The sequence below is a fragment of the Dyella solisilvae genome (assembly GCF_003351225.1).
Taxonomy (GTDB): Bacteria; Pseudomonadota; Gammaproteobacteria; order Xanthomonadales; family Rhodanobacteraceae; genus Dyella; species Dyella solisilvae.
The window spans coordinates 732,078-747,165 of the sequence record NZ_QQSY01000002.1 but is presented as its reverse complement, the minus strand read 5'-3'; the positions used below and the strand labels follow the sequence as shown (position 1 = coordinate 747,165).

The 15,088-nt window shown below is 64.0% G+C and carries 9 protein-coding genes; 8 read left to right on the top strand and 1 reads right to left on the bottom strand.

What is annotated here, in order from left to right; genetic code table 11:
• Positions 1 to 13: 13 nt before the first annotated feature.
• The 6 genes from DVT68_RS10515 to DVT68_RS10490 all read left to right on the top strand — a co-directional run bounded on the left by DVT68_RS10515 (position 14) and on the right by DVT68_RS10490 (position 10,453).
• On the top strand, positions 14 to 643 hold the full coding sequence (locus DVT68_RS10515) for a nucleotidyltransferase domain-containing protein (protein ID WP_114825008.1): 630 nt from the start codon (positions 14 to 16) through the stop codon (positions 641 to 643).
• Positions 591 to 1,040, top strand: coding sequence for a DNA-binding protein (locus DVT68_RS10510; RefSeq protein WP_233523430.1), 450 nt, complete (start codon positions 591 to 593; stop codon positions 1,038 to 1,040). The genes DVT68_RS10515 and DVT68_RS10510 overlap by 53 nt, the downstream gene beginning before the upstream one ends.
• Complete coding sequence (locus tag DVT68_RS10505; RefSeq protein ID WP_114825007.1) at positions 1,037 to 4,144, top strand: type I restriction endonuclease subunit R; 3,108 nt, start codon at positions 1,037 to 1,039, stop codon at positions 4,142 to 4,144. The genes DVT68_RS10510 and DVT68_RS10505 overlap by 4 nt, the downstream gene beginning before the upstream one ends.
• 133 nt (positions 4,145 to 4,277) lie before the next feature.
• Positions 4,278 to 4,640, top strand: coding sequence for a hypothetical protein (locus DVT68_RS10500; RefSeq protein ID WP_147281705.1), 363 nt, complete (start codon positions 4,278 to 4,280; stop codon positions 4,638 to 4,640).
• 462 nt (positions 4,641 to 5,102) lie between these two features.
• Entirely contained in the window at positions 5,103 to 8,210 is a 3,108-nt protein-coding gene (locus tag DVT68_RS10495; protein WP_425477492.1) for a TonB-dependent receptor, read from the top strand.
• The gene (locus DVT68_RS10490; protein WP_233523428.1) at positions 8,210 to 10,453 is read left to right on the top strand and encodes a beta propeller repeat protein; all 2,244 of its coding nucleotides are present in this window, start codon (positions 8,210 to 8,212) and stop codon (positions 10,451 to 10,453) included. The genes DVT68_RS10495 and DVT68_RS10490 overlap by 1 nt, the downstream gene beginning before the upstream one ends.
• A gap of 9 nt (positions 10,454 to 10,462) precedes the next feature.
• Here DVT68_RS10490 and DVT68_RS10485 read toward each other — a convergent pair whose 3' ends face one another.
• The gene (locus DVT68_RS10485) at positions 10,463 to 11,629 is read right to left on the bottom strand and encodes a XylR family transcriptional regulator (protein ID WP_114825005.1); all 1,167 of its coding nucleotides are present in this window, start codon (positions 11,627 to 11,629) and stop codon (positions 10,463 to 10,465) included.
• A gap of 516 nt (positions 11,630 to 12,145) precedes the next feature.
• On the opposite strand from DVT68_RS10485, the gene xylB reads away from it, so the two are divergent.
• On the top strand, positions 12,146 to 13,660 hold the full coding sequence (gene xylB, locus DVT68_RS10480; RefSeq protein ID WP_114825004.1) for a xylulokinase: 1,515 nt from the start codon (positions 12,146 to 12,148) through the stop codon (positions 13,658 to 13,660).
• 52 nt (positions 13,661 to 13,712) lie between these two features.
• On the top strand, positions 13,713 to 15,050 hold the full coding sequence (xylA, locus tag DVT68_RS10475; RefSeq protein WP_114825003.1) for a xylose isomerase: 1,338 nt from the start codon (positions 13,713 to 13,715) through the stop codon (positions 15,048 to 15,050).
• The last annotated feature ends 38 nt before the right edge of the window (positions 15,051 to 15,088 follow it).

The window sequence follows — 15,088 nt, the reverse complement described above, 5'->3', positions numbered from 1 at the left end:
CATTCGTTGCCATATGAGCAACACTTCCGCCCTGATGGATCTGCTGTTCCCGGGCGCCCGGCAACGGGTGCTGGCGCAGTTGCTGCTCAATCCGCAGGAAAGCTTCCACCTCCGGGAGCTGGCTCGCCTGACTGGCAGCCACGCGGGGACGCTGGGGCGGGAGCTGGACAAGTTGACCGACACCGGCCTGGTGATTCGCAGCGAGCAGGGCAATCAGGTGCGCTATCAGGCCGATGTGCGTGGCCCCTTGTTCGACGAGCTCGCGTCCATGTTCCGCAAGACCTACGGCATCGTGCCCGTATTGCGCGAGGCGTTGGCGCCGCTGGCGGAGCAGATCCGCATAGCTCTGGTGTTTGGCTCCATGGCGACCGGTACGGCGTCCGCCGGCAGCGACATCGACCTGCTGGTGGTGGGTGAGGCTGGCTTTGCCGAGCTGGTGCAGGCGCTGTATCCCGCGCAGCAGTCATTGCAGCGGGAGATCAATCCGGTGTTGTATTCGGCGGCGGAGTTCCGCCGACGGGCGGCCAGTGGCGACGCGTTTGTCCGCCAGTTTCTGGACAAGCCCAATGTGTTCCTGAGTGGGGATAAGGATGACCTTGCAGAACTTGCTGGCGATCAAGCGCCTGCTGGCCCACACGGCTGATGTCGCCGCCGTGGGCAAGCTGCTGGAGGCAGCTCGGCGCAACCTGGCGGACGCCGACGTCGCGGCGATCAGTGCCGACAATCGTTTCGACGCGGCTTACAAATGCGTAATGCAATGCGCGATGCTCGGCTTGTGGGCAAGCGGCTACCGGACGGCCACCAGCCAGCCGGGCCATCACCAGACGGCCATCCAATGCCTGACCCTCACCATGGGCGTGCCGACCGCTGACGTGATCGTGCTCGATGCGTTGCGCAAGCAGCGCAACCTGAGCGATTACGAGGGCGACCCGATTTCTGACGCCACGCTGGCCTCCTGTCTGGCGGCGGCGGAAAACCTGCTGGCGCATACCGAACAATGGTTGCGTGACCACCATCCCGAATTGCTAGGCGCCCCATGAACCTGCATCAAGAACACCACTTCGAAGCAGCTATCTGCCAGCACCTTGGCGATCATGGCTGGCTTTATGCGGAAGGCGACGCCGTCCACTACGACCGCGCCTGCGCGCTCTATCTGCCGGACCTGCTGGCCTGGATCGAGACGACGCAGCCGGACAGCTGGCAGCGCTTGAGCAAGACTCACGGCCCCGCCGTGGGTGAGCGCATTGCCGAGCGGGTGCGCAAGAACCTCAATGAACGCGGCACGCTGGAAGTGCTGCGCCGTGGCGTGGACATGATGGGATTGAAGGAGCCGCTGTCGCTGGTTCAATTCAAGCCAGCCCTGGCGATCAATGCGGCAATCCAGCAGCGCTACGAGGCTAACCGGCTGCGCGTGGTGCGGCAGGTGCGGCATTCGCCCAACCACCCCAACGATGCGCTGGACCTGGTGCTGTTCGTCAACGGCATTCCCGTGGCGACTGCGGAACTGAAATCCGATTTCACGCAGAGCGTTCGCGACGCGGTGGATCAGTACCGTTTCGACCGCTTGCCTCAACCCAAGGGCGGACTGGCGGAGCCGTTGCTCGGATTCCCTGGTGGCGCCCTGGTGCACTTTGCCGTGAGCCAGGCCGAAGTGATGATGACCACCCGGCTGGCCGGGCCGGCCACATTTTTCCTGCCGTTCAATCGAGGCAACGAGGGTGGAGCCGGTAATTCGCCCAACCCCCATGGCTTCGCGACGTCCTATCTGTGGGAGGAAGTGTGGGCTCGCGACAGCTGGCTGCAGATCCTTGGCCGCTATCTGATCGGCAAGCGGGACGACAAGAAGCAGCCTACCGGCGTGATTTTTCCGCGCTACCACCAGCTCGATGCCACTCGCCGGCTGGTGGCCGACGTGCTGGCGCAGGGGGCGGGTGAGCGTTACCTGATCCAGCATTCCGCAGGTTCGGGCAAGACCAATTCCATCGCGTGGAGCGCGCATTTCCTAGCTGACCTGCATGGTGCCGACAACATCAAACTCTTCGACAGCGTGCTGGTGGTCTCGGATCGCAATGTGCTCGACGCACAGTTGCAGGAGGCGATCTTCGATTTCGAGCGCACCATCGGCGTGGTCGCGACCATCACCAGCGAACATGGCAGCAAGAGTGCGCAGCTCAGCCAGGCGCTGAAGGATGGCAAGAAGATCATTGTCTGCACGATTCAGACCTTTCCATTCGCCCTGCAGGCCGTGCAGGAGTTGGCGGCCACCGAAGGCAAACGCTTTGCGGTGATCGCTGACGAGGCGCACAGCTCACAGACCGGCGAGGCGGCCTCCAAGCTCAAGCAGTTGCTGAGTGCGGAAGAAAGGGCCGAACTGGAGGATGGCGGCGAGATCGACACCGAGATGGTGCTGACGGCCAATATGGGCGCTCGGTCGGGGAACAAGGGGCTGACCTATGTCGCGTTTACCGCGACGCCCAAGCAGAAGACCCTGGAACTGTTTGGAAAGCCCGGCCCCGATGGACTGCCACAACCGTTCCACGTGTATTCCATGCGGCAGGCCATCGAGGAGGGCTTCATCCTTGATGTGCTGAAAAACTACACGACCTACAAGCTCGCCTTCCGACTGGCCCACAACGGCAGGGAGCTCGACGAGGCGCAGGTCGAACGCAGCGCGGCCATGAAGGGCATCATGCAGTGGGTGCGCCTGCATCCGTACAACATTGCCCAGAAAGTCCAGATCGTGGTGGAGCACTACCGCGAAAACGTGCAGCCGCTACTGAACGGCAAGGCCAAGGCGATGGTCGTGGTGGCCAGCCGCAAGGAAGCCGTGCGCTGGCAGAAGGCGATGCGAGCCTATATCGAGCGACAGAACTACCCACTGGGCGTTCTGGTGGCCTTTTCCGGCGAAGTGGATGATTCGGAGAGCTATCCCGATCCGGTCAGCGAGACGAGCGCGGTGCTCAATCCCGGGTTGCAGGGACGGGATATTCGCGAAGCCTTTGCCAAGCCGGAGTTTCACCTCTTGTTGGTGGCCAACAAGTTCCAGACCGGTTTTGACCAACCGCTGCTGTGCGGCATGTACGTGGACAAGATGCTGGGTGGTATCCAGGCGGTGCAGACGTTGTCGCGTCTGAATCGCGCGCACCCTGGCAAGGACACCACCTATATCCTCGACTTCGTCAACGACGCGCCCGAAATCCTCAAGGCGTTCAAGACCTACTACGAAACCGCCGAGCTGGAAGCTACCACCGATCCGCACCAGGTCTATGACCTGCGCGCCAAGCTGGATGCCAGTGGTCACTATGACGACTTCGAAGTGGAGCGAGTGGCGAAGGTCGAGACCGATCCGCGTGGCACGCAGGCGCAGCTGACCGCGGCCATCAGCCCGGTGGCTGATCGATTGCTCAAGCGCTACAAGGCGGCGCAACAAGCCAGGCTGGCGGCGCTGGACGAAGGTGCTGACACAGTGGCACAGGCGAGCAAGGACATCCTGGACGCGTTGGTGCTGTTCAAGAGCGACATGGGCGCGTTCGTCCGCCTGTATGCGTTCCTCTCCCAGATGTTCGACTACGGCAATACGGACATCGAGAAGCGTCAGCTCTTCTACAAGCGACTGATCCCGCTGCTGGAATTTGGCCGGGAGCGCGACACCGTGGACCTGTCGAAAGTGGTTCTGACACACCACACGCTGCGCAGCGCCGGGCGGCAGTCGCTCAATCTCAATGCAGACGGCAGCTACAAGCTGCCGCCGATCGATGCGGTGGGTAGCGGCTCCGTGCAGGACAAGCAGCAGGCTTACCTGGCGGAGATTATCGAACGGGTCAACGGCTTGTTCGAAGGGCAGCTGACGGACGATGACCAGTTGGTTTACGTCAACGGGGTGCTCAAGGGGAAGCTGCTTGAGAACGAGACCCTGTTGCAGCAAGCCAGCAGCAACAGCAAAGAGCAGTTCGCCAACTCGCCGGACCTCAAGGATGCGTTGCTGCACGCCATCATGGATGCGCTGGAAGCCCATTCCACGATGAGCACCCAGGCGCTGGGTTCCGAACGGGTGCGCGAGGGGTTGAAAGACATCTTGCTTGGTCCGGCGCAGTTGTACGAAGCCCTGCGGGCAAAATCTGGAATGCCGCGGCCGAACGCTTGACGGTAGCTCGGCTGGAGGGTCGAAGCACCCGGCTAGACCTTCAAGGCTAAGGTGTCCTTGGTCGCACGTAAGGGTGACCAGCCTCTGGCGCAACTGACCATACAAGTTACCGACTCCAAACAAGAAGTCTTAAATGTCCGCATCAAAACCTGTGTCGCAGATCGTCCAACAGGCCGAACAGCATTTGACTGCCGAGCTCATCAGCATCGGCAACCCAGACATTCTTTATCTGCGCTGCTTCCGTACAGGAGCTCGCCGCGAGCTGGCGCTAAGTCGCACGGCGCAGCAGTTGTACCTGTGGAGCGAGCCGGTGTGGGAACGGGCCAATCCGACCCACCAAGGGATGCGCAAAAGGCGCTACGCCGCCGAAGATCCACGCATTCACACGCTGGAAGCAAATGCCCCCCGGCTCTATGCGGGGCATGCGGCCGACTACTGGCAATTCCCGACCTTGGGCGACCTGCAAACTTTTGTGGCCTGGTACAAGGCTCTGTGACGGAATCGGCGCCGCCCAATGGGCGGAGGCGCCGTGTTTCTAAAAGGTGTCGCGACGACTCATAGAGATGCTGTGCTCTCTAGGAGGGCAATGCAGAAACAGGTGGCGATCAACTGAGCGTCTGCGGGACGAGATCTGTCCTGGGGTTCTGGGGCGGCGGCATTGCACTGCACCAAACATTTTCACTAGCGCCCTACGCATTTTAATGACATTTATTTGGACCCTTTCCCCCGAAATGCGGCGACAGCAAACGAAGAATCATGAAGAGCCGCCAGCATTTTCATAATTGTTTGACGGCACTCCCTCCTATTCACTAGGCCTACGCGAAGTCTGCGCATGGGGACCGCAACCTTTGGAGGGTTGCGAGCCAGGCTTCCGGCGTAGTGAAGAACAAAGCGAGCCGGTGGCGGGGGCCACTGGTGACATCACTTCTTGGGGGAGTCAATTCGTATGAAGGGCAAGATGCAAACGCCGGCTTTGCAGCACGGCGTGTACCCGTTTATCACCGCTTCTCTGTCCCGTCGCCGTCTGGCTGCGGGTGTGGCGCTAGGTCTGGCGCTGATGCAGGCGCCGGGCATGGCCTTCGGGCAGGACAACACCCAGGCTCCGGGCGCCACCACGCAGGCGCCGGCCGCGAAGGACAGCAAGGCTGACGCGACCAAGAAGGCCGATGCGAAGAAGAAGGACGAGACCAAGAAGGACGACGGCCAGAAGGAGGTCCAGAACCTCGATGGCGTGACCGTCACCGGTATCCGCGCCGCCCTTGAGTCCGCGCAGTCGTTGAAGCAGAACTCCAGCCAGATCGTGGATTCCGTCACCGCGACGGACATGATGGCCCTGCCCGACCGCAGCGTGACCGAAACCCTGCAGCGCATCAGCGGCGTCACCGTCGACCACTTCCTGGCCGACAACGACCCGGACCATCCGTCCTCCGAAGGCAGCGGCGTGCTCATCCGCGGCCTGCCGTACGTCTCCAGCCAGCTCAACGGTCGCGACAGCTTCTCGGCCAACAACGGTCGTTCGCTGGGCTTCGAGGACGTGCCGGCCGAGCTGATGGCCGGCGTCGACGTGTACAAGAACCCGTCGGCGGAAATCATCGAAGGCGGCATTGCCGGTACGGTGAACCTGCGCACGCGCATGCCGTTCGACAATCCGGGCCAGGTGACCGCGTTCTCCTTCGGCGTCAACGAAGGCGACATGGCGCAGAAGAGCAAGCCGTCGACCTCGTTCCTGTACAGCAACCGCTGGAAGACCGACGACGCCGGCGAATTCGGCGCCCTGTTCGATGTGTCCTACTCCGAACTCGCCTCGCGCAACGACGGCATCCAGACCAACCCCTATGTGATGCGTCCGGACGCGACGGACACGTCGTATTACGCCCCGAACATCGCCGCGGGCTCGCCGACCAGCACGGTGTACGTGCCGGGTGACATCAACTACCTCGAGATGAACATGCAGCGTCGCCGCATCGGCCTGTATGGCGCCCTGCAGTGGCGTCCGAACGACGATCTCGAGTTCTACTCGCAGTTCTTCCGCTCGGATTACAACCTGCAGTGGCAGCAGTACAACGTGCAGACGAACGAAAGCGCGTACAACAACGTGCTGCCGGCGCCGGGTACCGAATTCAATTACAACGGTCAGGGTGTGTTCCAGAGCGGTACGGTGGCGTCCGACGCGTGGCGTGGCTCGTCGACGATGGGCATCCCCAACGGCTACGTGAACTACTACACCGATAACCGTATCCAGACCCAGTTCACCCGCACGACGGACTGGTCGAACGGCTTCAAGTACAACATCAACGACCACATCCTGCTGTCCGGTGACGTGCAGTTCGTGAAGTCCATCGCCAACACGCAGGACTTCTCGGTCTTCGGCCAGTTCTACATGCCGCCGGCGAACGTGAGCGTGGTCGGTACGCCCAGCCTGACGCTGGCCGATCCGTCCTACCTGGCCAACCCGGGCAACTATTACCTCGGCGCGGCGATGGACCACCTGGAGCACGACTGGGCCGAGCAGCGCACCGTACGCCTGGATCTGGAATACAACTTCCAGGACAACAACTGGCTGCAGTTCTTCCGCGTCGGCGCGCGCGCGACCGATCGCGATGCGCATAGCGACAACACCAACGGCAACTACAACTGGGGCCCGATCAGCCAGATCTGGGACGCGTCGAAGTACACCTCGACGGGCCTCGACTGGTTCAACCAGATCCCGAGCTGGATGAGCCAGCAGATCAACATGTCGAACTTCTACCGTGGCGCGAACCTGCCGACCACGCTGTGGTTCCCCAGCAATGCGCTGGTTGGCAACTACCAGAAGGCGATCCAGGCGCTGTACGCGATCGAGGCCGCCGGTGGCTGGCAGGCACAGCAGACGGGTCTGCCGGGTGAAGACAACCACCTGGGCGAAAACACGCAGGCCCTCTACGGCGTGCTGTATTTCGGCAACGACACCTTCCTGGGCATTCCGTTCGACGGCAACATCGGCGCGCGCTACGTGAACACGGACGTGCGTTCCAACGGCTCCATCCTGTATCCCTCGGCCAGCAACATCAGCGGCAGCACCTCCACGCTGACGCCGGAACAGTTGGCCCTGTTCAGCGGCGCCTACGTGCCGATCGAAGGCAAGGCCAGCTATCACAACCTGCTGCCCAGCTTTAACATCCGCTTCAAGCTGACCGACGACCTGCAGCTGCGCCTGGCTGCGTCGAAGGCGATGACGCGCCCGGATATCAACCAGCTCAACTCGTACATGAAGCTCGGCGCCTCGTGGGGCGGCCCGGCCGGCCAGGAATCCACCATCCAGGGCTGGACCGCCAGCACCGGCGGCAACCCGGCGCTCAAGCCGATGGAAGCCAACCAGTTCGATTCCGCGCTGGAATGGTATTTCTCGCCCACCGGCATGCTGTACACGACGGTGTTCTACAAGGAAATCAAGAACTACATCACCAACGAAGTCACCACCGAGACGATCAGTGGCCAGGAGTTCGCGGTGACGGGTCCGCAGAATGCCGGTACCGGCCGCGTGTCGGGCGCCGAGGCGGGCTACTCGCAGTTCTTCGACTTCCTGCCGGGCGCATGGAAGGGTCTGGGCGTGCAGGCCAACTACACCTTCCTGCACAGCAGCAAGATCGCCGGCACCACCTCGTGTGATCCGGACCATGCCAACGGTTCGTGCGGCGCCAGCTACGTCGTCACCAACCCGCCGCTGCCCATGGCCGGCCTGTCGCAGAACAGCTACAACCTGATCGGCATGTACGAGTACAGCAACTGGTCGGCCCGCCTGGCCTGGTCGTGGCGCAGCCGCTACCTGATCACCTCGGAAGATTCGGGTGACACCTACCTGCCGATGTGGAACGATTCGTTCGGCCAGCTTGACGCTTCGGTGTTCTACAAGATCAACAAGAACATGCAGATCGGCTTGCAGATGAACAATCTCACCAACTCGACCACGCGCGTGTTGATGGGTCCGTCCACCTACGTCAGCGGTGCGGTGGATCCGAACCTGTACACCCGCGCGATCTTCCAGAACGACCGTCGTTACGAGATCGTGTTCCGCGGAACCTTCTGATGAACGACCTGGCCAGGAGGGCAAGCCGCTGGATGCTTGCCTGCCTGCTCCTCATTGCCGGCATGCCCACGCATGCCGGCAATGATGCGGTGGCCTACCGCTTCGCCAATGTCCGCATTGGCGGCGGTGGTTTCGTCAGTGGCCTGCTTTACCATCCGAATGAGGCGGGTCTGCTGTATGCGCGCACCGATGTCGGCGGCGCGTATCGCTGGGACCCGTCGCGTTCGCGGTGGAAGCCGCTGCTCGACTGGCTGCCGGCCTCCGACGATAACCTGTACGGCGTGGACGGCTTCGCGGTCGATCCACGTGATGCGGGGCGGCTCTACCTGCTGACCGGAACCTATACGGCTTCCTGGGCGGGCAATGGCGCCGTGCTGGTCTCCACCGACCGTGGCGACCATTTCACCCGCAGCGATCTTCCCTTTCCCGTGGGTGGCAATGAGCAGGGCCGTAACAACGGCGAGCGGCTCGCGGTCGATCCCAACGACGGGAGCATTCTTTTTCTTGGTTCGCGCAACGCCGGCCTGTGGCGCAGCGCGGACCATGGCGCGACTTGGAAGAAGGTAGACGGTTTCCCCGCCGTCGCCTCCGGGGCGGATGCCAGCGCAAGGCACGGATCACGCACGCAGCCGGTCGGCATCGTGTTCGTGGTGTTCGAGCCGGGCAGCGGCAAACGTGGGCATGCCAGCGGCACGCTGTATGCCGGCGTGTCCACCCGGGGCGGCGGTCTTTTCCGATCCAACGATGGCGGCCGCAGCTGGAGCGCGGTCGCCGGCCAGCCCACCGGCCTGCGCCCGCATCTGATGGTGCGCGCCGGAGACGGCAGCTATGTCCTCACTTACGGGGATGAGGCGGGGCCGGACAACATGCATGACGGCGCGGTGTGGAAGTACGCACCGGCCAGCGGGAAGTGGACCGACATCACGCCCATTCCGCGCACCGACGGGCAGCCCAGTGGCTTTGGCTGGAACGCCATTGCTGTGGACAAGGCCGATCCGCAGGCGGTGATGACGGCCACGTTCGGCCACTACACGCCGAAGGACCTGCTCTTCCGCAGCACCGACGGCGGCCAGCACTGGCAGGAAGTCTTCGCGCATTCGCAGTTCGATACGGATCACCCAGCCTGGCTGAAGGAGCACACGCCGCACTGGATTGCCTCCATCGCCATCGACCCGCATGACCCCGATCGCGCCTGGTTCGTCACCGGCTACGGCGTGTGGGCGACCGACGATCTGCGACAGGTGGACCAGGGCGGCACGGTGCACTGGCGCTTCCTCGATGACGGGCTGGAGGAAATCGTCGCCAAGGCGATCATCAGTCCCGCCACTGGCCCCCACCTGCTCAGCGCGATGTACGACATGGACGGCTATCGCCACGACGACCTCGCCGTGGCGCCGCCCCAGTTCGCCGCGCCTCCGCGTTACACCGACGCCGATGACATCGCCAACGCGGGCGGACGGCCCGAGGTGGTCGTGCGCAGCGGTTGGTTGCGCGAGCACGAAGGCAGCGCTGTCCGCCTGGCCTATTCGACCGACGGCGGCGCCCATTGGCAGCCGTTCGCCACCGAGCCGGTACACATGGAGGGCGCGGGTGGTGGCAGCGTCGCCATCGCGGCGGATGGAGGGCACGTCGTGTGGTTTCCGCGCGACGCAAAGCACGGCTACCTCACACAGGACGTTGGCGCCCATTGGCAGCCCGTCGTTGGAGTGGAAGAGTCCGTGCGGGTAGTGGCCGATCGTATCGACCCCAAGCGTTTCTATGCGGTGGACGCGGAGAAGAAGGCCGTTTTCGTCAGCCGGGACGGCGGGGCGCACTTTGAGCCCATCCGTGGAGAGCTGGGTGACTTCGCGTCTTCGTCGTCACGCCTGCGCCTCGGAGCTTCACCCGACGTGGCGGGGCAGCTCTACCTGTCCAGTCGCGCGGGACTCGTCCACGGCAGCGATGATGGCAAGGTATTGAACAAAGCGAAGGACATGACCCGCGTGGACGCCTTTGGCTTCGGCAAGGCGGCGCCGGGCGGCTCGCAGTCGACCCTGTATGCGGCCGGCAAGCGGGGCGATCAGGAAGGCATCTTCCGGTCCACCGATGGCGGCGAGCATTGGCTGCGCATCGACGACGACGCCCATCGCTATGGCGCCATCAGCATGATCACCGGGGATCCGCGCGTGTTCGGGCGTGTCTACTTCGGCACCAGCGGCCGCGGCATCCTCTACGGCGATCCTGCGAAGGCTGGCGGTCCCTGATCCGCTGGCTCAGGCCTGCAGGCGTTCCAGATACTGCTTGGGCGTGCAGTTGAATTCGCGCTTGAACACCACGTACATGTACTGCAGCGAGGTGAAGCCGCTGCGCACCGCCACGTCGGTCAGCGACATCATCGGGTCGGCCAGCAGGTGCCGCGCGCGCTCCAGCTTGTGCTCCAGGATCACCTGGTGCACGGATTTCTTCAGCTCGCGCTTGAAGTGCTCTTCCAGCAGCGTGCGCGAGACGCCGACGTAGCTGGCCACCTGCTCGGTCTTGATGCCCATGCAGGCGTACTGGCGGATGTAGTGGCGGGCCCGCATCACGTGGGGGCTGCGGATGCACTGGTACAGGCTGCTCGCCTGCACGTTGATGCCGGTCGGTGGCACCAGCACGCGTGCGCCTGAGCAATCGCCGCCGTGAAGCATCTGGTGCAGGAGCTGCGCGGCGGTGCGGCCCATCTCCTCCGCGCCCTGCATCACCGAGGTGAGCCGGATGCAGCTCAGCACCTGCACGATGGGATCGTTGTCGATGCCGATGATGGCCACCTGTTCCGGCACCGGCACGTCGCCGACGATGCAGGCCTGCAGCAGCTGGCGGGCGCGCGCGTCAGTGGCGGCGATGATGCCGATCGGCTTGGGCAGCGAGCGGATCCACTCAGCCACTTCCTGCTGCGCCCGCCCCCAGCCGCCCGCGCTCGTCGGCGAGCCGTGGTAGACGATGCCTTCCAGCCCGTCCGCCGCGGTCAGGTGGCGGAACCACATCTCGCGCTCGTGGGCCCAGCGGTTGTCCGGCTCGGGCGGCTTGCCGAAAAAGGCGAAACGTTCCAGCCCGTGCTCGATCAGATGGCCGTACGCGAGCTGCACGAGCTTCTTGTTGTCGGTGGCGACGTAAGGAATGCCAGATGGGTAATGCGACTCGTCCGCATACGAACCGCCCACGGCCACCACAGGAAGCGGCAGGGCCGACACCGCCTCGGCCACCACCGGATCGTCGAAGTCCGCAATGATGCCGTCGCCGCGCCACTGGCGGATGCCCAGGGTGCGGCTGCGGAAATCCTCTTCCATGAAGAGGTCCCACTTCACTCGGGTGAAGGTGAGGTATTGCCCGATGCCCGCGATGACTTGCCGGTCGTAGACCTTGTTGGCGTTGAAAAGCAGCGCGACGCGATGAGGCAACATCCAACAACTCTTGATGGCAGGGCACTTGCTCCGCAAGTTAGCGTTACCATCATGCGGCGACACGCTGCGCCGCATCAAATGGTTTCGTTTGCACGTTCGTGCAGCCACCTCTGGCACATGATGGACGTCTATCCGTCCACGGCGAGCTCAGGGTGCGCTCGTCGCAGCGCGGCGCCAGGCGTCGTGGTGTTGCTGGAAAGGCCTCGTGATCAGGTGACACCTGCCCGGGCGGGCCGCCGGACCGCAGCCAGGACCGGACGGATTTGGGTCGCTGGCGCGCTGCGGGCGTCTCAAGGAGGCCCGAGTCGAGGGTTCTTGCGCCTCCCAGACAGGTCCCGGAGGGCACATTTTGGGCTTTTTTGCATTGCGGCATGGCATTTCGGCGACACGCTAGTACAGTCGGCAGAACGCACCCTCCTTCAGGCGGCAGGCAGCTCCCAGGCCTTGCCAGACCCGTTCGGGGGTTTTATTAAGCTATGCGATGATAGCGCTAACATTTTTGGTTCCGGAAAACGTATGAGCCTTGTGGTTGGACTGGATGTAGGTACCCAGAGCGTCAAATTGGTCGCCTACGATGCTGCTGCGCGCCGCCTGGTGGCCACGCACGGCCATCCTCTGGATCTGATCGCCGGTGACGACGGCAGCCGCGAGCAGAAGGCGGAGTGGTGGATCGAGGCGATCCGCAGCTGTTTCGCCAAGCTCGACCCCGCGTTCCGTTCGCGCGTGGTGGCCATCGGCGTCTCCGGCCAGCAGCATGGCTTTGTGCCGCTCGACGCCGCAGGCAATGTGCTGGCGCCGGCCAAGCTGTGGTGCGATACCAGCACGCAGCGCGAGTGCGACGAGATCATGGCTGCGGTCGGTGGCGCGGAAAAGTGCGTTTCGCTGGCCGGCAACCCGATCCTGGCCGGCTATACCGCGTCAAAGCTGCCGTGGACGCGCAAGCATCGCCCGCAGGCCTATGAGCAGCTAGCGACCATCCTGCTGCCGCACGACTACGTGAATTTCTGGCTCACCGGCGAGCGCTGGATGGAATACGGCGACGCCTCGGGCACCGGCTGGCTGGACGTGCGCACGCGCCGCTGGTCGAGCGAGATGCTCGCCGCGACGGATGCGGACCGTGACCTGCTGAAGTGCCTGCCTCCGCTGGTGGAGGCCGATGCGAGCTTCCCGATTTCGGCGGCCATCGCCGACGAACTGGGCCTGCCGCACAACGTGCGCGTTTCCGCGGGCGGTGGCGACAACATGATGGCCGCCATCGGTACCGGCAACGTCGAGCCGGGCGTGCTCAGCATGAGCCTGGGCACCTCGGGCACCTTGTTCGCCTACGCCGATCATCCGGTGGTGGACGAAGCCGCAGGCTGGGCGGCGTTCTGCTCGTCCACGGGTGGCTGGCTGCCGCTGATCTGCACCATGAACTGCACGGTCGCCACCGAAAGCACGGCTAAGGCGTTCGGCTTCAACACCCGCGACGGCGATTCCGTGCTGGCTGGCACCCTGCCGGGCGCCGGTGGGCTGGTGATGCTGCCGTTCCTCAACGGCGAGCGCACGCCGGATCTGCCGCATGCACGCGGCAGCCTGCACGGCATGGATCTGGGCAACTTCACGCGCGCCAACGCCTATCGCGCCGCGATGGAGGGCGCCACCTATGCGCTGCGCAACGGCTTCGACGCCCTGCTGGCGGCTGGCCTGAAGTTCGACGCCATCCGCCTCACCGGCGGCGGCAGCCACAGCGCGGCATGGCGCCAGATGATCGCCGACGTATTCAATCTCCCGGTGGAAGTCCCGTTGCAGGCCGAGGGCGCCGCGTTTGGCGCCGCGCTGCAGGCGCTGTGGGCGTTCGATCACGCCCAGGGCGGCGACGCCGATCTCGCGGCGATGGCCCGCGAGCATGTGCTGATCGCGCCGGGGCTCTCGGCGCGCCCCGATCCAAAGAACGTGTCGGCCTACGAAGGCCACTACGCGCAATTCCTTAGCCACCTCGACGTGGCCAAGTCCTACTACGCCCTTTCCCCGGCTGCGGGTGCTGACTGACCCGCCGTCGCACCCGCATCCTTTTTTTATTCTCGACGAGGACCCGCATTCCATGAGCACCACCTTCATCGGCCAGCGCGAATACTTCCCCGGCATCGGCCAAATCCCGTTCGAGGGCATTGGCTCGGACAACCCGCTGGCGTTCAAGCACTACGATGCCAACAAGAAGATCGGCGACAAGACGATGGCCGAGCACCTGCGTTTCGCGGTGTGCTACTGGCACAGCTTCTGCAACGCCGGTCACGACCCGTTTGGTCCCGGCACGCGCAACTACCCGTGGGACGTCGGCGCCACGCCGCTCGCCCGCGCTGAAGCCAAGATCGACGCTGCGTTCGAGTTCTTCACCAAGCTCGGCGTGCCGTACTACTGCTTCCACGACATCGACCTGGCTCCGGACGCCGATGACATCGGCGAGTACGAGAGCAACCTGAAGCACATGGTTGCGCTGGCCAAGGAGCGCCAGAAGGCCACCGGCGTCAAGCTGCTGTGGGGCACGGCGAACCTGTTCAGCCATCCGCGCTACATGAACGGCGCTGGCACCAACCCGGACTTCGCCGTGGTGGCACGCGCCGGCGTGCAGATCAAGGCCGCGCTCGACGCGACCGTGGAGCTGGGCGGCGAGAACTACGTGTTCTGGGGTGGCCGCGAAGGCTATGCCTCGCTGCACAACACCAACATGAAGCGCGAGCTCGGTCACTTCGGCCGCTTCCTCACCATGGCGCGCGACTACGGTCGCAGCATCGGCTTCAAGGGCAACTTCCTGATCGAGCCCAAGCCGATGGAGCCGATGAAGCACCAGTACGACTTCGACTCGGCCACCGTCGCCGGCTTCCTGCGCCAGCATGGCCTCGAAAACGACTTCAAGCTCAACATCGAAGCCAACCACGCCACGCTGTCGGGCCACACCTTCGAGCATGACCTGCAGGTCGCTTCTGACCACGGCATGCTCGGCAGCATCGACGCCAATCGCGGCAACGCGCAGAACGGCTGGGATACCGACCAGTTCCCGACCGACCTGTACGACACCGTGGGCGCCATGCAGGTGGTGCTGCGCCAGGGCGGCCTCGCCCCGGGCGGCCTGAACTTCGACGCCAAGGTGCGCCGCGAGTCCACCGACGCCGACGACTTGTTCCTGGCCCACATCGGCGGCATGGACGCGTTCGCACGCGGCCTGGAAGTGGCGCACGCGCTGCTCACCAAGTCGCCGCTGGAGAAGTGGCGCGCCGAGCGTTACGCCAGCTTCGACCAGGGCGCTGGCCGCGACTTCGAACAGGGCAAGCTCGGCCTGGCCGACCTGCACTCCCTCGCCGTCAAGCAGGGTGAGCCGGCCAAGACCAGCGGCAAGCAGGAGCTCTACGAGAACCTGCTCAACCAGTACCTGCTGCGCTGAGCGCAGACGGCGGGCTTTGCTCGCGTCTGATCTGAGTG